This window comes from Streptomyces sp. MS19, from assembly GCF_047200595.1.
Lineage (GTDB): Bacteria > Actinomycetota > Actinomycetes > Streptomycetales > Streptomycetaceae > Streptomyces.
Map to the genome: position 1 here is coordinate 34,459 of NZ_JBJZOH010000003.1, position 16,692 is coordinate 51,150.

The 16,692-nt window shown below is 71.8% G+C and carries 15 protein-coding genes; 13 read left to right on the plus strand and 2 right to left on the minus strand.

Features of this window, described 5'->3' with window-relative positions:
- Positions 1-24: 24 nt before the first annotated feature.
- A complete protein-coding gene (locus ACL02R_RS04155) occupies positions 25-1,320 on the plus strand; it encodes a geranylgeranyl reductase family protein (RefSeq protein WP_412795470.1) in 1,296 nt (431 codons plus the stop codon).
- A gap of 95 nt (positions 1,321-1,415) precedes the next feature.
- On the opposite strand, the gene ACL02R_RS04160 is transcribed toward ACL02R_RS04155, so the two are convergent.
- Positions 1,416-2,276, minus strand: a complete 861-nt coding sequence (locus tag ACL02R_RS04160; RefSeq protein ID WP_412795471.1) for a C40 family peptidase — start codon at positions 2,274-2,276, stop codon at positions 1,416-1,418.
- A gap of 271 nt (positions 2,277-2,547) precedes the next feature.
- Positions 2,548-3,330 (minus strand): sulfite exporter TauE/SafE family protein, encoded by a 783-nt coding sequence (locus ACL02R_RS04165; RefSeq protein WP_412795472.1) that lies wholly within the window; start codon positions 3,328-3,330, stop codon positions 2,548-2,550.
- A gap of 354 nt (positions 3,331-3,684) precedes the next feature.
- Between ACL02R_RS04165 and ACL02R_RS04170 the strand changes: the two genes are divergently transcribed.
- From ACL02R_RS04170 to nuoL, 12 genes are read left to right on the plus strand one after another with little or no spacing between them, the layout of a single operon-like run.
- On the plus strand, positions 3,685-4,044 hold the full coding sequence (locus ACL02R_RS04170; protein ID WP_362966953.1) for an NADH-quinone oxidoreductase subunit A: 360 nt from the start codon (positions 3,685-3,687) through the stop codon (positions 4,042-4,044).
- 16 nt (positions 4,045-4,060) lie between these two features.
- Entirely contained in the window at positions 4,061-4,615 is a 555-nt protein-coding gene (locus ACL02R_RS04175) for a NuoB/complex I 20 kDa subunit family protein (protein WP_052848501.1), read from the plus strand.
- Positions 4,616-4,659: 44 nt separating this feature from the next.
- Complete coding sequence (locus ACL02R_RS04180; protein WP_412795702.1) at positions 4,660-5,385, plus strand: NADH-quinone oxidoreductase subunit C; 726 nt, start codon at positions 4,660-4,662, stop codon at positions 5,383-5,385.
- A complete protein-coding gene (locus ACL02R_RS04185; protein ID WP_398848418.1) occupies positions 5,382-6,719 on the plus strand; it encodes an NADH-quinone oxidoreductase subunit D in 1,338 nt (445 codons plus the stop codon). The genes ACL02R_RS04180 and ACL02R_RS04185 overlap by 4 nt, the downstream gene beginning before the upstream one ends.
- A complete protein-coding gene (gene nuoE, locus ACL02R_RS04190; RefSeq protein WP_412795473.1) occupies positions 6,716-7,594 on the plus strand; it encodes an NADH-quinone oxidoreductase subunit NuoE in 879 nt (292 codons plus the stop codon). The genes ACL02R_RS04185 and nuoE overlap by 4 nt, the downstream gene beginning before the upstream one ends.
- A gap of 2 nt (positions 7,595-7,596) precedes the next feature.
- Positions 7,597-8,964 (plus strand): NADH-quinone oxidoreductase subunit NuoF, encoded by a 1,368-nt coding sequence (nuoF, locus tag ACL02R_RS04195; protein WP_412795474.1) that lies wholly within the window; start codon positions 7,597-7,599, stop codon positions 8,962-8,964.
- A complete protein-coding gene (locus ACL02R_RS04200; RefSeq protein ID WP_412795475.1) occupies positions 8,961-11,501 on the plus strand; it encodes an NADH-quinone oxidoreductase subunit G in 2,541 nt (846 codons plus the stop codon). Before nuoF ends, ACL02R_RS04200 begins: the two co-directional genes overlap by 4 nt.
- Entirely contained in the window at positions 11,501-12,883 is a 1,383-nt protein-coding gene (gene nuoH, locus ACL02R_RS04205; RefSeq protein WP_412795703.1) for an NADH-quinone oxidoreductase subunit NuoH, read from the plus strand. The genes ACL02R_RS04200 and nuoH overlap by 1 nt, the downstream gene beginning before the upstream one ends.
- Positions 12,876-13,535 (plus strand): NADH-quinone oxidoreductase subunit NuoI, encoded by a 660-nt coding sequence (gene nuoI, locus ACL02R_RS04210; RefSeq protein WP_412795476.1) that lies wholly within the window; start codon positions 12,876-12,878, stop codon positions 13,533-13,535. Before nuoH ends, nuoI begins: the two co-directional genes overlap by 8 nt.
- Positions 13,532-14,461 (plus strand): NADH-quinone oxidoreductase subunit J, encoded by a 930-nt coding sequence (locus ACL02R_RS04215; protein ID WP_412795477.1) that lies wholly within the window; start codon positions 13,532-13,534, stop codon positions 14,459-14,461. The genes nuoI and ACL02R_RS04215 overlap by 4 nt, the downstream gene beginning before the upstream one ends.
- Positions 14,458-14,757: an NADH-quinone oxidoreductase subunit NuoK gene (gene nuoK, locus ACL02R_RS04220; protein WP_362966967.1), complete on the plus strand. Its 300-nt coding sequence runs from the start codon at positions 14,458-14,460 to the stop codon at positions 14,755-14,757. The genes ACL02R_RS04215 and nuoK overlap by 4 nt, the downstream gene beginning before the upstream one ends.
- 39 nt (positions 14,758-14,796) lie before the next feature.
- On the plus strand, positions 14,797-16,692 hold the full coding sequence (nuoL, locus tag ACL02R_RS04225; protein WP_412795478.1) for an NADH-quinone oxidoreductase subunit L: 1,896 nt from the start codon (positions 14,797-14,799) through the stop codon (positions 16,690-16,692).

Genomic DNA, 16,692 nt, shown 5'->3' on the forward strand with positions numbered 1-16,692 from the left:
GCCGACCCGATCGGAGAGCCCGCCGTGGCCGAGACCGCCGAGACGCCCCCCACCGAGTACTCCGCCGACGCCATCGTCGTCGGCGCCGGGCCGGCCGGCTCGGCGACCGCCTACCACCTCGCCCAGGCCGGGCTCGACGTCCTGCTGCTGGAGAAGACCGCGTTCCCGCGCGAGAAGGTCTGCGGCGACGGCCTGACGCCGCGCGCCGTGAAGCAGCTCGTCGCGATGGGCATCGACATCTCCGAGGAGGCGGGCTGGCTGCGCAACAAGGGCCTGCGCGTTATCGGCGGCGGCCGGCGCCTCCAGCTCGACTGGCCGGAGCTGGCGTCCTTCCCCGACTACGGACTCGTCCGCAAGCGCGACGACTTCGACGAGCAGCTCGCCCGCGCCGCCGAGAAGGCCGGTGCGCGGCTGCTGGAGCGGTGCAACGTGTCCGGGCCGATCCGCGACGAGCGCACCGGCCGCATCACCGGCGTGACGGCGAAGCTGGGCGAGGAGAAGCGGCCGGCGGAGTTCCGCGCGCCGGTCGTGATCGCGGCGGACGGCAACTCGTCGCGCCTGTCCCTCGCCATGGACCTGCACCGCGACGCCAGGCGGCCGATGGGCGTGGCGGTGCGGACGTACTTCACGACGCCGCGGCACGACGACGACTACTTGGAGTCCTGGTTCGAGCTGTGGGACCGGCGCGGCGGCCAGGAGCGGCTGCTGCCCGGCTACGGCTGGATCTTCGGCATGGGCGACGGCACGTCCAACGTCGGGCTCGGCGTGCTCAACAGCTCCGCCGAGTTCAAGGAGCTGGACTGGCGCGAGGTCCTGAAGACGTGGTGCGCGTCGCTGCCGCCGGAGTGGGGCTTCACGCCGGAGAACATGCAGGGGCAGATCCGGGGCGCGGCGCTGCCGATGGCGTTCAACCGCAAGCCGCACTACGCGCGGGGCCTGCTGCTCGTCGGCGACGCGGGCGGGCTCGTGAACCCGTTCAACGGCGAGGGCATCGCGTACGCCATGGAGTCGGGGCGGATCGCGGCTGAGGTCGTCAGCCAGGCGCTGGCGCGGCAGACCCCGGCGCAGCGCGAGGTGGCGCTGCTGGGCTACCCGAAGGTGCTGCGGGAGACGTACGGCGGCTACTACACGCTGGGCCGCGCGTTCGTGAAGCTGATCAGCAACCCGAAGATCATGAAGCTGGCCGCCGAACGCGGGCTGAGCCACCCGGTGCTGATGCGCTTCTGCCTGAAGCTGCTGGCCAACCTGACGGACCCGGCGGGCGGCGACGCGATGGACCGCGTCATCAACGGGCTGACGAAGGTGACGCCGCGCGCCTGAGGCCGCGCGCCTCACACCGCGGACGCACGCGGGCCGGCCGTCCTCGGGGAATTTCCGTGGGTGGCCGGCCCCTTCGTGTGTCTGAGCGGTGGGTGTCAGAGCACGCGGACCGCGCCCGACGGCATGTCGTAGCTCAGGTCGCGCTGCACGACGCCGGTGCTCGCGTTCTGCGCGCCGACGAACTGCCCGCCGCCGACGTAGATCGCCACGTGGTACGCGCTGCCCGCGCCGCCCCAGTAGAGGATGTCGCCGGGCTGGACCGCGTCCAGGGACACCTGGGTGCCCGCCGTGGACTGCGCGCCGGAGACGCGGGGGAGCGAGACGCCGACGGAGGCGTACGCGGCCTGGACCAGGCCCGAGCAGTCCCAGGCGCCGGGGCCCGTGCCGCCCATCGTGTAGCCGTCGCCCACGTGGGACTGGGCGAACGCCACCACGGCCGCCGCGCTGCCGCCCGCCGCCGGGGCGGCCATGGTCTCGACGGCGGCGCCGTCCGACTCCTGGGCCGCCTGCGGCTCGTCGGCCCGCTGTGCTGCCTCCTGGGCCGCGGCCTCCTCGCGCGCCGCTTCCTCGGCGCGGGCGTCGGCGGCCTCCTGGGCGCGTTCGGCGGCGGCCTGGCGCGCCGCCTCCTCCTGCTCGGTGCGCTGCCGCGCGGCGGTGCGCTGGGCCTCCTCGAAGGCGCGCTCCAGGGCGGCCTCGCGTTCGGCGGCGAGTTCGGTGTCGCCGGCCCAGGTCTGGGTGGCCTCGGCGGCCGTGGCGGCGCTGGTGCTGAGCACGCCGCTGAAGACGGGCAGTTCGGCCGTGGACTCGGCGGGCTGCTCGGCGGCGGACGCGGGGGACGTCGCGCCGGTGACGGCGACGGTGCCCACGACGCCGGACAGGACGCCGCCTCGGAGCAGACGGGTGGTGCGCGGCCGACGGGGTCTGCGGTGCCGGCCTCGATGACGAATCGGGGACATGGTCAACCTGGCTACCAGCACCGGGCGGTTGATCTCAATTCACGTGGGATGCGCCACAGTCGGCGTGTACGCGACGAGTTGGCGGCCTTTTTGTCCGAAGTGCCGTTTCAGGTCGATGATCGTCTTTGGGGCGGTTGTAGCGCCATGTCCTGCGTGTTGTCCGAAATGCCGGGGAGGCGGCGCGTGCCTAGCACGGCCGGCCCGCCCGGGACAACGAGCCGTGCATGTCAACCACCGCGCCCGTGGCACACCTCACGCGCGTGGCGCGCCGTCAGGCCCACCACTGGTCGTACGCGAGACGCGCGACCAGCGCGGTCACGACGACGAGCAGCACGACGCGCACGAAGCCGTTCCCGCGCCGCACGGCCATCCGCGCGCCGGTCCAGCCGCCCGCCATGTTGCAGGCCGCCATGAAGGGGAACAGGCCCCACAGCACGGCGCCGTGGGACGCGAAGACGAGGAGGCCGCCGACGTTTGTGCCGACGTTCACGACCTTCGCGGTCGCGGAGGCGGTGAGCAGGCTCATCCGCAGCAGGGACACCAGGGCGATCACGAGGAACGTGCCGGTGCCGGGGCCGATCAGCCCGTCGTAGAAGCCGACGCCGACGCCGGCCACCAGTACGGCCGCCGCGCGCCTGCGGCGTGAGGGCGCCGCACCCGGCGCGGCGCCGCCGAACCGCGGTTTGGCGACGACGAACGCGGCCACGGCGAGCAGTACGACCATGATCACGGGCTGGAGCACGTCCTTGTCCACCGCGGACGCGAACAGCGCGCCGCCCGCCGCCGACGCCAGCGCGACCGCGCCGAGCCGCAGCGCCGCCCGTACGTCGAGGGGCGCGCGCCGGGCGTAGGTGACGGCCGAGACGGCCGTCCCGCACAGCGAGACCACCTTGTTGGTGCCCAGCGCGTACGTGGGCGGCAGGTGCGGCGGCAGGCCGATGAGCAGGGCGGGGAGCTGGACGAGGCCGCCGCCGCCGACCACCGCGTCCACCCAGCCCGCCAGGAAGGCGGTGGCGCACAGGGCGAGGGCGACGGCCAGGGATATGTCTGACACGGGCCACCAGCCTAGATCGTCCGGGATGGGGCCAATGCGCGCTCTACCACCGTCCTGTCCCATGTGCGAATTTGCTCATACGTGACACAAAGTGATAGTGGAACTGGTCCGGAACGGGCGACGATACGACCACTCTTCACCACTTCGTAGCCAATCGGCCACCTTGTGTCCTATCTCCGGGGCTGGCCGGAGTTGCGGCGGTTGGTCGGGTGAAAGAGATCACAAACTTCGTGGGCGACCCCGTGTCGAAGGTCACAGGGGTCCGGGCTTAAGATGCCTGAAGCTTTGTGAACTGACTCACATAGCGATGATTTTCGTGGTGGCAGTCGCCGATGACTGGAAGGAGCGGGTGCGGTGAACGCGTACGTTCCCATCCTCGTACTGGCAGCCCTCGCAACGGGCTTCGTCGTCTTCTCCGTGATCGCCGCGGCGGTCATCGGGCCGAAGCGCTACAACCGGGCCAAGCTGGACGCCTACGAGTGCGGCGTCGAGCCGACCCCGCAGCCCGCGGGCGGCGGACGGTTCCCCGTCAAGTACTACCTGACGGCGATGCTCTTCATCATCTTCGACATCGAGATCGTCTTCCTCTACCCCTGGGCCGTGCACTTCGACTCGCTGGGGATGTTCGGCCTCGTGCAAATGCTGATCTTCGTCGGTCTGATCGGTGCCGCCTACGCGTACGACTGGCGCCGTGGCGGCCTGGAATGGGACTGAGCGAAAGGCGCCCCTGATGGGTCTCGAAGACAAAATCCCCGGTGGATTCATCCTCGACACGGTCGAGAACCTGGCCGGGCTCGCCCGCAAGTCGTCCGTCTTCCCCGCCACCTTCGGCCTCGCCTGCTGCGCCATCGAGATGATGACGACCGGCGCGGGCCGCTACGACCTGGCGCGGTTCGGCATGGAGGTCTTCCGCGGCTCGCCCCGGCAGGCCGACCTGATGATCGTCGCGGGCCGGGTCAGCCAGAAGATGGCGCCGGTCCTGCGGCAGGTCTACGACCAGATGCCCAACCCCAAGTGGGTCATCTCCATGGGCGTGTGCGCCTCGTCGGGCGGCATGTTCAACAACTACGCGATCGTCCAGGGCGTCGACCACGTCGTGCCGGTGGACATCTACCTCCCCGGCTGCCCGCCGCGCCCCGAGATGCTGATGGACGCGATCCTCAAGCTCCACGCCAAGATCCGCGAGGAGAAGCTCGGCATCAACCGCGAGCAGGCCGCCCGCGAGGCGGAGGAGGCGGCGCTCAAGGCGCTGCCGACCATCGAGCTGAAGGGGCTCCTGCGGTGAGCGGCGAGCGAGACAAGCGCACCGACGGGAACGACGGGACCAGCGTGAACGGCAACCACCCCACCGCCGACGGCGTCACCGACGCCGCGCTCGAACGCGCGGGCGGCACCGGCGAGCCCATCGCCAGGCGCCGCGGCATGTTCGGCGCCAACAACGGCAGCGACACCACCGGGTACGGCGGACTCACCCGCACCGTCCGCATGCCCGGCGCCTCCGCCCGCCCGTACGGCGGCTGGTTCGACGAGGTCGCCGACGAGCTGGAGGGCGCCCTGGAGGAACAGGGCCTCGACCCCGACCGCGCGGTCGAGAAGACCGTCGTGGACCGCGGCGAGCTGACGTTCCACATCGCCCGCGAACACCTGCTCCAGGTCGCCCGCACCCTGCGCGACGACCCCGCGCTGCGCTTCGAGCTGTGCCTCGGCGTCAGCGGCGTCCACAACCCGCACGACACGGGCCGCGAACTGCACGCCGTCTACCACCTGCGGTCGCTCACCCACGGGCGGCTCATCCGCCTGGAGGTCAGCGCCCCCGACGCCGACCCGCACATCCCCTCGGTCGTCGAGGTCTACCCGACCAACGACTGGCACGAGCGCGAGGCGTACGACTTCTTCGGCATCGTCTTCGACGGCCACCCGGCCCTCACGCGGATCATGATGCCGGACGACTGGCAGGGCTTCCCGCAGCGCAAGGACTACCCGCTCGGCGGCATCCCCGTCGAGTACAAGGGCGCCCAGATCCCGGCTCCCGACCAGCGGAGGTCGTACAGCTGATGACCACTCACGCCACCCGCCCCGCGGAACCGCGCGAGACGACAGAAGGCCCGGTCTACACCGTCACCGGCGGCGACTGGGACGAGATCACCCAGGCCGCCGCCGAGCGCGCCGACGACGAGCGGATCGTCGTCAACATGGGTCCCCAGCACCCGTCCACGCACGGCGTGCTGCGGCTGATCCTGGAGATCGACGGCGAGACGGTCACCGAGGCCCGCGCGGGCATCGGCTACCTCCACACCGGCATCGAGAAGAACCTCGAATACCGGACCTGGACGCAGGGCACGACGTTCGTGACCCGCATGGACTACCTGACGCCGTTCTTCAACGAGGCGGCGTACTGCCTCGGCGTCGAGAAGCTCCTCGGGATCACCGACGACGTGCCCGACCGCGCCAGCGTCATCCGCGTCCTGCTGATGGAGCTGAACCGGATCTCCTCCCACTTCGTCGCCATCGCCACCGGCGGCATGGAGCTGGGCGCCACCACGGTGATGATCTACGGCTTCCGCGACCGGGAGCTGTGCCTCGACATCTTCGAGCTGATCACCGGGCTGCGCATGAACCACGCGTTCATCCGCCCCGGCGGCCTCGCCCAGGACCTGCCGCCCGGCGCCATCGACGCGCTGCGCGAGTTCGTCCGGCAGATGCGCAAGAACCTCCCCGAGTACGACGCCCTGTGCAGCGGCAGCCCGGTCTTCCGCGCCCGCCTCAAGGACATCGGCTACCTCGACCTCGCCGGCTGCCTCGCGCTCGGCGCGACCGGGCCGATCCTCCGCTCCGCCGGACTGCCGCACGACCTGCGCAAGTCCGACCCGTACTGCGGCTACGAGACATACGACTTCGAGGTCCCCACCACCGACACCTGCGACTCCTTCGGCCGTTTCCTGCTGCGCCTTGAGGAGATCGAGCAGTCCCTGCGGATCATCGAGCAGTGCGTCGAACGGCTCGCGCCAGGACCCGTCATGGTCGGCGACAAGAAGATCGCCTGGCCCGCGCAGCTCGCCCTCGGGCCCGACGGCCTCGGCAACTCGCTCGACCACATCAAGAACATCATGGGCACCTCCATGGAGGCCCTGATCCACCACTTCAAGCTCGTCACCGAGGGCTTCCGCGTCCCGCCGGGACAGGTCTACACGGCCGTGGAGTCGCCCAAGGGCGAGCTGGGCGTCCACATCGTCAGCGACGGCGGTACCCGCCCGTACCGGGTGCACTTCCGCGACCCGTCCTTCACCAACCTCCAGTCCATGGCCGCGATGTGCGAGGGCGGCATGGTCGCCGACGTCATCGTCGCCGTGGCGTCCATCGACCCCGTGATGGGAGGCGTCGACCGATGACCGAGGTCAGCCTGGGCATGCCGCAGACGCCGGCCCCGCCGTACCCGGACGACGTCCGCGCCCGGCTGGAGGCCGACGCGGCCGAGGTGATCGCCCGCTACCCCGACAGCCGCTCCGCGCTGCTGCCGCTGCTCCACCTCGTGCAGTCGGAGGAGGGGTACGTGACGCGCACCGGCATGCAGTTCTGCGCGGACGTGCTCGGCCTGACGACCGCCGAGGTGACGGCCGTCGCGACGTTCTACTCCATGTACCGGCGCAAGCCGTCCGGGGACTACCAGGTCGGCGTGTGCACCAACACGCTGTGCGCCGTCCTCGGCGGCGACGCGATCTTCGCCGACCTCCAGCAGCACCTCGGCGTCGGCAACGGCGAGACCACCGAGGACGGCAAGGTCACGCTGGAGCACATCGAGTGCAACGCGGCCTGCGACTTCGCGCCCGTCGTGATGGTCAACTGGGAGTTCTTCGACAACCAGACCGTCGAGTCCGCCCGGCAGCTCGTGGACCAGCTGCGCGCCGGTGAGCAGGTCACGCCCACGCGCGGCGCGCCGCTGTGCGACTTCCGCAAGACCGCCCGCATCCTCGCGGGCTTCCCCGACGAACGGCCGGGCGCCGTCGCCGCCGGGGGCAGCGCGGGCCCCGCCTCCCTCGCCGGACTGCGGCTCGCCAAGGGCCAGGACGCCCCCGCCCGCGTCACCGCGCCCCGCGCCGGTGAGCACCCGGGCGGCCGGAACGCCGACGCGCAGGGCGACGCGCAGACCGGCACGGGCAGTGGCCGCCCGCCCGCCACCCACCCCAGCTCGCACGACGCGCCGCAGAAGAGCGCCGCCTCCGACCCGAGCAACCCGACCGGTCCTGTCACCGAGGAGGGGAAGTGACCATGACCACCGCGACCGAACGCGGCGACGGGGGCGCGCAGGAGCTGCTGACGCCCGTCCTGTCCTCCTTCTGGGACGTGGACAAGTCCTGGTCGATCGAGGTCTACCGCGACCACGGCGGCTACCGGGGCAGCGCCAAGGCCCTGGCGATGGCGCCTGACGACGTCATCGCGTACGTCAAGGACGCCGGGCTGCGCGGCCGCGGCGGCGCGGGCTTCCCGACCGGGATGAAGTGGCAGTTCATCCCGCAGGGCGACGGCAAGCCGCACTACCTCGTGGTGAACGCGGACGAGTCGGAGCCCGGGACCTGCAAGGACATCCCGCTCCTCTACGCGAACCCGCACTCCCTCATCGAGGGCATGATCATCGCCTGCCACGCGATCCGCTCGAACCACGCGTTCATCTACCTGCGCGGCGAGGTCGTCCCCGTCCTGCGCAGGCTCCAGGCGGCCGTCGCCGAGGCGTACGCGGCGGGGTTTCTGGGAGAAGGCGTGCTCGGCGCGGGCGGCGATCTCGACATCACCGTCCACGCGGGCGCGGGCGCGTACATCTGCGGTGAGGAGACCGCGCTCCTCGACTCGCTCGAAGGCCGCCGCGGCCAGCCCAGGCTGCGCCCCCCCTTCCCCGCGGTCGCGGGCCTGTACGCGTGCCCCACCGTCGTGAACAACGTGGAGTCCATCGCCTCGGTTCCCGCGATCATGGACCGGGGCAAGGAGTGGTTCCGGGAGATGGGCAGCGAGAAGTCGCCCGGCTTCACGCTCTACTCGCTCTCCGGACACGTCGCGCGCCCGGGACAGTACGAGGCGCCGCTCGGCGTCACGCTGCGCCAGCTCCTCGACCTCGGCGGCGGCATCCGCCCCGGGCACCGCCTCAAGTTCTGGACCCCGGGCGGCTCCTCCACCCCGATGTTCACCGAGGAGCACCTCGACGTCGCGCTCGACTACGAGGGCGTCGGCGCCGCCGGGTCCATGCTCGGCACCAAGGCCCTCCAGGTCTTCGACGAGACGACCTGCGTCGTCCGCGCCGTCACCCGCTGGACCGAGTTCTACGCGCACGAGTCCTGCGGCAAGTGCACCCCCTGCCGCGAGGGCACCTACTGGCTCGTCCAGCTGCTGCGCGACATCGAGGCGGGCAAGGGCCTGCGCGGCGACCTCGACAAGCTCGCCGACATCGCCGACAACATCAACGGCAAGTCGTTCTGCGCCCTCGGCGACGGCGCCGCGAGCCCCATCTTCTCGTCGCTGAAGTACTTCCGCGACGAGTACGAGCGGCACATCACCGAACGGGCCTGCCCCTTCGACCCCGCCAAGTCCACCGTCTGGGCGGACGACGGCACCACGGCATCGGCTCACCAGGAGGTGAACGCGTGACGGTCACCACCGACGGGACGGCGAAGGCCACCGCCGAGGACCTGGTGACGCTGACCATCGACGGCATCGAGATCTCCGTGCCCAAGGGCACCCTGGTCATCCGTGCCGCCGAGGAACTCGGCATCGAGATCCCCCGGTTCTGCGACCACCCGCTGCTCGACCCGGCGGGCGCCTGCCGCCAGTGCATCGTGGAGGTCGAGGGGCAGCGCAAGCCGATGGCCTCCTGCACCATCACGTGCACCGAGGGCATGGTCGTCCGCACCCAGCTCACCTCGCCCGTCGCCACCAAGGCGCAGCGCGGCGTGATGGAGCTCCTGCTCATCAACCACCCGCTGGACTGCCCGGTCTGCGACAAGGGCGGCGAGTGCCCCCTCCAGAACCAGGCCATGTCCACCGGCGACCCGGAGACGCGCTTCGACGGCGTGAAGCGCACGTTCGAGAAGCCCGTGCCGATCTCGGCGCAGGTCCTCCTCGACCGCGAGCGCTGCGTCCTGTGCGCCCGCTGCACCCGCTTCTCCAACCAGGTCGCGGGCGACCCGATGATCGAGCTGATCGAGCGCGGCGCGCTCCAGCAGGTCGGCACCGGCGAGGGCGACCCGTTCGAGTCGTACTTCTCCGGCAACACGATCCAGATCTGCCCGGTCGGCGCGCTCACCTCGGCCGCCTACCGCTTCCGGGCCCGCCCGTTCGACCTCGTCTCCTCGCCGAGCGTCTGCGAGCACTGCTCCGGCGGCTGCGCCACGCGCACCGACCACCGGCGCGGCAAGGTCATGCGCCGCCTCGCGGTCAACGACCCCGAGGTCAACGAGGAGTGGATGTGCGACAAGGGACGCTTCGGCTTCCGGTACGCGCAGACCGCCGACCGCCTCACGGGACCGCTCGTGCGGAACGCGGAGACCGGCCGTCTTGAGCCGGCCAGCTGGCCCGAGGCACTGCGCGTCGCCGCCGAAGGGCTCGCGGCGGCACGGGAACGCGGCGCCGCCGTCCTCACCGGCGGCCGGGTCACCGTCGAGGACGCCTACGCGTACGCCAAGTTCGCGCGCGTCGCGCTCGGCACCAACGACATCGACTTCCGCGCCCGCCCGCACAGCGCCGAGGAGGCCGCGTTCCTCGCCGCGCAGGTCGCGGGCCGCGGCGTGGACCTCGACGGCACCGGCGTCACCCACACCACGCTGGAGCACGCGAAGGCCGTCGTCCTCGTCGGCTTCGAGTCGGAGGAGGAGGCGCCCGGCGTCTTCCTGCGGCTGCGCAAGGCGTACCGCAAGCGCGGCCTGAAGGTCTGGTCGGTCGCCACGCACCTCACCCCCGGCATCGCCAAGGCGGGCGGCACGCTGCTGCCCGCCGCGCCCGGCACCGAGCCCGACTGGCTGGACGCCCTGGCCACCGGCTCAGACAGCCTGGACGACCACGGCAGGCAGGCCGCCGAGGCGCTGCGCACCGAGGGCGCGGTCCTGGTCGTCGGCGAACGGCTCGCGCAGGTCACCGGCGGGTACACCGCCGCCGTCGCCACCGCCGCCGCGACCGGCGCCCGGCTCGCGTGGATTCCCCGCCGCGCCGGTGAGCGCGGCGCCATCGAGGCGGGCGCCCTGCCGGGGCTGCTGCCCGGCGGCCGTCCCGAGCGGTCGGAACGCGCCCGCCGCGAGATCGCCACCGCCTGGGGCGTCGGGACGCTGCCGGAGGGCGCGGGCCGCGACACCGCCGCCATCGTCGAGGCCGCCGCGTCCGGCCGTCTCGGCGCGCTGGTCGTCGGCGGCGTCGAGGTCACCGACCTGCCCGACCCGGCGCGCGCCCGCGCGGCGCTCGCCGCCGTCGCCGCCGGCGGGTTCCTCGTCAGCCTGGAGCAGCGGCCCTCCGAGGTCACCGAGGCCGCGCACGTGGTCCTGCCCGTGGCCGCCGTCGCGGAGAAGGACGGCACGTTCCTCAACTGGGAGGGACGCGCCCGCTCGTTCGCCGCCGCCATCAAGCCCGACCAGATGACGCGCCGCCACGTCGTCGCCGACGGGCGTGCCCTGCACATGCTGGCCGACGCCCTGGCCGCCGTGGACGGCTCGGGGAGCGCGCCGCTCGGCCTGCCCGACGTGCACAGCGCGCGCCGCGAACTCGACGGCCTGCCCCTGTGGACCGGCGACCTGCCGCTCGGCCCGACCGCGACGCCCGCCGAACTGCCCAGCCCCGAGGAGGGCGAGGCCGTTCTCGCGGGCCACCGCCTGCTGCTCGACCAGGGCAGGCTCCAGTACGGCGACACCGCGCTCGCCGCCACCCGGCACGCCGCCCTGGCCCGCCTCTCGCCCGCCACCGCGCGCGAGGCCGGGGTCGCCGACGGCGAGCCGCTCACCGTCACCGGACCCGCCGGAACGGTGACGCTGCCGCTGCGCGTCACCCCCGAGATCCCCGACCGCGTCGTCTGGCTGCCGCTGAACTCCACCGGCGAAGGCGCCCTCGCGGACCTGGGCACCGTCCCGGGCCAGGTCGTCCGCGTGTCCCCCGCGACCGGGACCCCGGACGCCGCACCGGTCGCCGAGGAGGTGAACGCATGATGCCGCTGACAGCGCTCGCGCAGGAGGCCGACCTGTCCATGTTCGGCCAGGACCCGTTCTGGCTGGTCCTGGTCAAGGCGGTGGGCTGCTTCGCGATCCTGATGCTGCTCGTGCTGGTCTGCATCGTGATGGAGCGCAAGGTCGTCGGCTGGATGCAGCTGCGCATCGGCCCCAACAGGCACGGCCCCTGGGGCATGCTCCAGTCGCTCGCCGACGGCGTGAAGCTGATGCTCAAGGAGGACATCAACGTCAAGGCGGCCGACAAGGTCGTCTTCCTCCTCGCGCCGCTGCTGGCCGCGATCCCGGCGTTCATGGCCGTCGCGGTCATCCCGTTCGGCCCGGCGGACGACCCGGTGAGCATCTTCGGCACCGAGACCGTCCTCCAGCTCACCGACCTGCCGGTGGCCCTGCTGTACATCCTGGCCACGTCCGCCATCGCCGTGTACGGCACGGTGCTCGCGGGCTGGTCGTCCGGCTCGACGTACCCGCTGCTCGGCGGCGTGCGCGCCACGGCGCAGGTGATCTCGTACGAGGTCGCGATGGGGCTGAGCTTCGCGGCGGTCTTCCTCTACTCCGGGTCGATGTCCACCTCGGCCATCGTGGACGCGCAGGAGGACCGCTGGTTCGTGATCCTGCTGCCCGTCTCGTTCCTGATGTACATGGTCGCGATGGTCGGCGAGGCGCACCGCGCGCCGTTCGACATGCCGGAGTCCGAGGGCGACCTGGTCGGCGGCTACCTGACCGAGTACTCCTCGATCAAGTTCGCGTTCTTCATGATGTCCGAGTACGTGCACATGGTCACGGTCTCGATGCTCATGACGACGTTCTTCCTGGGCGGCTGGCGCGCACCGGCGCCGCTGAGCTTCTGGGAGGGCGCGAACTCCGGCTGGTGGCCGATGCTGTGGTTCCTCGCGAAGACCGCGGCCGTCATCTTCTTCTTCGTCTGGGTGCGCGGCTCTCTGCCGCGCGTGCGCTACGACCAGTTCATGGTCCTGGGCTGGAAGGTCCTCATCCCCATCGCGCTGGTGTGGCTGATGCTCGTCGCCACCGTCCGCGCGATGCAGAACGAGGACTACGCCTTCCGCGACATCCTCCTGTGGGTGGGCGGCGGCGTCCTGGCGCTGCTGCTGATCTCGTTCGTCGTGGACATCTTCCGCGACCGCGCCGACCAGGAGCGGGAGAACGCCGAGGCCGCGCGTCCCGAACCCGTCTTCGATCCGATGGCGGGCGGCTACCCCGTGCCGCCGCTGCCGGGGCAGACCCTGCCCGCCGTGCCGCGCCGCCCGTCGCGGGCGCGGGTCCCGGCGACCGTCGCCGGTGTGACCACGGCCCCCGAGGACGCCGACCCCGAGACTCCCCGAAAGGAGGCCGACGATGCCTGAGTTCCACAACCCGGTGGGCGGCTTCGGCGTGACCTTCAAGGCCATGTTCAAGAAGCGCCTCACCGAGCAGTACCCGGAGGTCAAGAAACCGACCGCCCCGCGCTTCCACGGCCGCCACCAGCTCAACCGGCACCCGGACGGCCTGGAGAAGTGCATCGGCTGCGAGCTGTGCGCCTGGGCCTGTCCCGCCGACGCCATCTACGTGGAGGGCGCGGACAACACCGAGGAGGAGCGCTACTCCCCGGGCGAGCGCTACGGCCGCGTCTACCAGATCAACTACCTGCGCTGCATCCTGTGCGGCCTGTGCGTCGAGGCGTGCCCCACCCGGGCGCTCACCATGACGAACGAGTACGAGCTGGCCGACCGCACCCGCGCCTCCCTGATCTACACCAAGGAGGAGCTGCTCGCCGGACTCACGGACGGCATGGTCGAGGCGCCGCACGCGATGTACCCCGGCACCGACGACCAGTCGTACTACCGGGGCGAGGTCACCGGCGCGGCGCCGGGCACCGAGCGGCAGGTGGCCCGGTCGAAGGGCGAGGGGTCCAAGGGTGAGGTCCCCGGCGGTGCCCAGGACGGCGACGAGGACCCGGTGACCGCCGCGTCCAGGCTGACCGACCCGGCCGCCCGCGTACCGGGGGGCCACGCATGAGCACCGTGACCACGCTCGGCACGCTCGCCGCCGAGACCTCCACCTCCACCGGCGAGGCCGTGCAGTTCTGGCTCCTCGCCCCGCTGGCCGTCCTCGGCGGACTCGGCACGCTCCTGCTGCGCCGCGCGGTGCACTCCGCGCTGTGCCTCGCCGGCACGATGGTGCTGCTGGCGCTCTTCTACCTCGCCAACGGCGCGTACTTCCTGGGCGTCGTCCAGATCGTCGTCTACACCGGCGCGGTCATGATGCTCTTCCTCTTCGTCCTGATGCTGGTCGGCGTCAGCGCGGCCGACTCGCTCAAGGAGACGCTGTCCGGGCAGCGCTGGCTCGCGGCCGGCTGCGCCCTGGGCCTCGGGCTGCTGCTGGTCGCGGGCATCGGCCAGGCGTCCACCGGCTCGTTCACCGGCCTGGGCGAGGCCAACGCGCAGGGCAACGTGCAGGGCCTCGCGTCCCTGCTGTTCACCCGGTACGTCGTCGCCTTCGAGGTGACGGGCCTGCTGCTGACCATCGCCGCCCTCGGCGCCACGCTGCTCACCCACCGCGAGCGCGTCGAGCGGAACAAGACGCAGCGCGAGCAGGCCGAGGAGCGCGTGCGCAAGGGCACGCAGCTGCCGCCCCTGCCCGCCCCCGGCGTCTACGCCCGCCACAACGGCGTGGACATCCCCGGCCTGCTGCCCGACGGCACCCCGTCCGAGCTGACCGTCAACGCGACGCTGCGCGGGCGCGGTCAGGTGCGGGAGGTCCACGGCCAGGCGCTCGCCGACCTCGCCGCCCTCGAACAGCGCACCGCCGCGTACCAGGGCCGTCCCACGCCGCCCGTCTCCGTGCCGCAGGGCACGGCGCTCGGCGGCGGCGACACCACCGACGCCGACGCCGGCGCCGCCGACGCCGCCGACGCGTCCGAGGCCGAGGAGGCCAGGAAGTGAACCCGCAGAACTACCTCTACCTCGCCGCCCTGCTCTTCACGCTGGGCGCCGCCGGGGTGCTGCTGCGGCGCAACGCCATCGTCGTGTTCATGTGCATCGAGCTGATGCTCAACGCCGCCAACCTCGCGCTCGTCACCTTCTCCCGCATGCACGGCAATCTCGACGGCCAGATCATGGCGTTCTTCGTGATGGTCGTGGCCGCCGCGGAGGTCGTCGTGGGGCTGGCCATCATCGTCATGGTCTACCGCTCCCGGCACTCGGCCTCGGTCGATGACGCCAGCCTGATGAAGCTGTAGGGCCAAAGGAATCCCGAGGGAAATTGTGGGAGCGTTCTCGTGGAGTCATTGATCGGACTGCTCGTCGCGGCACCGCTGCTGGGCGCCGCCGTGCTGCTGCTCGGCGGCAGGCGCCTGGACCGCGCGGGCCACTGGTTCGGCCTGGCCATGGCGGCCGTCTCGTTCGTCCTCGCCGTGGCGCTCTTCCTCGACCTGCTGGACCGGACGGGGGAGGAGCGGACGCTGCACCAGCACCTGTTCAGCTGGGTGCCGGTGGCGGACTTCCGGGCCGACGTCGCGTTCCAGCTGGACCAGCTGTCGATGACGTTCGTGCTGCTGATCACGGGCGTGGGCACGCTGATCCACCTCTACTCGGTGGGGTACATGGAGCACGACGAGCGGCGCCGCCGCTTCTTCGGCTACCTGAACCTCTTCCTCGGCGCGATGCTGCTGCTGGTCCTCGCCGACAACTACCTGCTGCTGTACGTCGGCTGGGAGGGCGTGGGCCTCGCCTCGTTCCTGCTGATCGGCTTCTGGCAGCACAAGCCGAGCGCGGCGACGGCGGCGAAGAAGGCGTTCGTCGTCAACCGCGTCGGCGACGTGGGCCTGTCCATCGCGATCCTGCTGATGTTCACCACGTTCGGCACGTTCGCGTTCTCCGAGGTCCTGCCGAACGCGACGACCGCCTCGGAGTCCACGCTGACCGGCATCGGCCTGATGCTGCTGCTGGCCGCCTGCGGCAAGTCGGCGCAGGTGCCGCTCCAGTCGTGGCTGGGCGACGCGATGGAGGGCCCGACCCCGGTCTCGGCCCTGATCCACGCGGCGACGATGGTCACCGCGGGCGTCTACCTGGTGGTCCGCTCGGGCGCGGTGTTCGACGCGGCGCCCGACGCGCAGACGGTGGTGGTCGTCGTCGGCGCGGTGACGCTGCTGTTCGGCGCGATCGTCGGATGCGCGAAGGACGACATCAAGAAGGCCCTCGCCGGGTCCACGATGTCGCAGATCGGCTACATGATGCTGGCCGCCGGGCTCGGCCCGCTCGGCTACGTCTTCGCGATCATGCACCTGGTCACGCACGGCTTCTTCAAGGCCGGGCTGTTCCTGGGCGCCGGTTCGGTCATGCACGGCATGAACGACGAGGTGGACATGCGGCGTTACGGCGGGCTGCGCAGGCACATGCCGGTGACGTTCGCGACCTTCGGCCTCGCCTACCTCGCGATCATCGGCTTCCCCTACCTCTCCGGCTTCTTCTCCAAGGACGAGATCATCTACGCCGGCTTCTCCAAGGGCGGCACCGAGGGCTGGGTCCTCGGCGGCGTGATGCTCCTGGGCGCGGCGCTCACCGCGTACTACATGACGCGCATCATGCTGATGACCTTCTTCGGCGAGCAGCGCTGGCAGCCGGACGCGCACGGGCACGAGCCGCACCCGCACGAGTCCCCGCTCACCATGACCGTCCCGATGATCGTCCTGGCGGTCGGCGCGGTCGCGGCGGGCTTCCTCTTCGACGCGGGCGAGTCGTTCGTCCACTGGCTGGAGCCCGTCACCGGCCTGGCGCACGGCGACTCGCCCGTCAGCCACGGCCAGGTGTCGATCGCCGCGACCGCCGTGATGGTCCTCGGCGTGGCCGGCGCCTGGTTCCAGTACGGCCGCCGCCCGGTGCCCGCGGTGGCGCCGGCCGGGAGCCTGCTCACCCGCGCGGCGCGCCGCGACCTGCTCCAGGACGACTTCAACCACGCCGCGTTCGTCCAGACCGGCAGCTACCTCACCCGGGGGCTCGTCTACGTGGACCACAAGCTGGTCGACGGCGTGGTCAACGGCACGGCCGCCTCGTTCGGCGGCCTCTCCGGGCGGCTGCGGCGCGTGCAGAACGGCTTCGCCCGCTCCTACGCGGTCTCGATGTTCGGCGGCGCGGCCCTGCTCGTCGCCGCGACCCTGCTGATGAGGGCGGTCTGA

Coding starts and splice junctions, on each gene's coding strand:
- ACL02R_RS04160 (WP_412795471.1), bottom strand. CDS start 2,276: ATGTCCCCGATTCGTCATCGAGGCCGGCACCGCAGACCCCGTCGGCCG.
- ACL02R_RS04175 (WP_052848501.1), top strand. CDS start 4,061: ATGGGTCTCGAAGACAAAATCCCCGGTGGATTCATCCTCGACACGGTC.
- nuoE (WP_412795473.1), top strand. CDS start 6,716: ATGACCGAGGTCAGCCTGGGCATGCCGCAGACGCCGGCCCCGCCGTAC.
- nuoF (WP_412795474.1), top strand. CDS start 7,597: ATGACCACCGCGACCGAACGCGGCGACGGGGGCGCGCAGGAGCTGCTG.
- nuoH (WP_412795703.1), top strand. CDS start 11,501: ATGCCGCTGACAGCGCTCGCGCAGGAGGCCGACCTGTCCATGTTCGGC.
- nuoI (WP_412795476.1), top strand. CDS start 12,876: ATGCCTGAGTTCCACAACCCGGTGGGCGGCTTCGGCGTGACCTTCAAG.
- ACL02R_RS04215 (WP_412795477.1), top strand. CDS start 13,532: ATGAGCACCGTGACCACGCTCGGCACGCTCGCCGCCGAGACCTCCACC.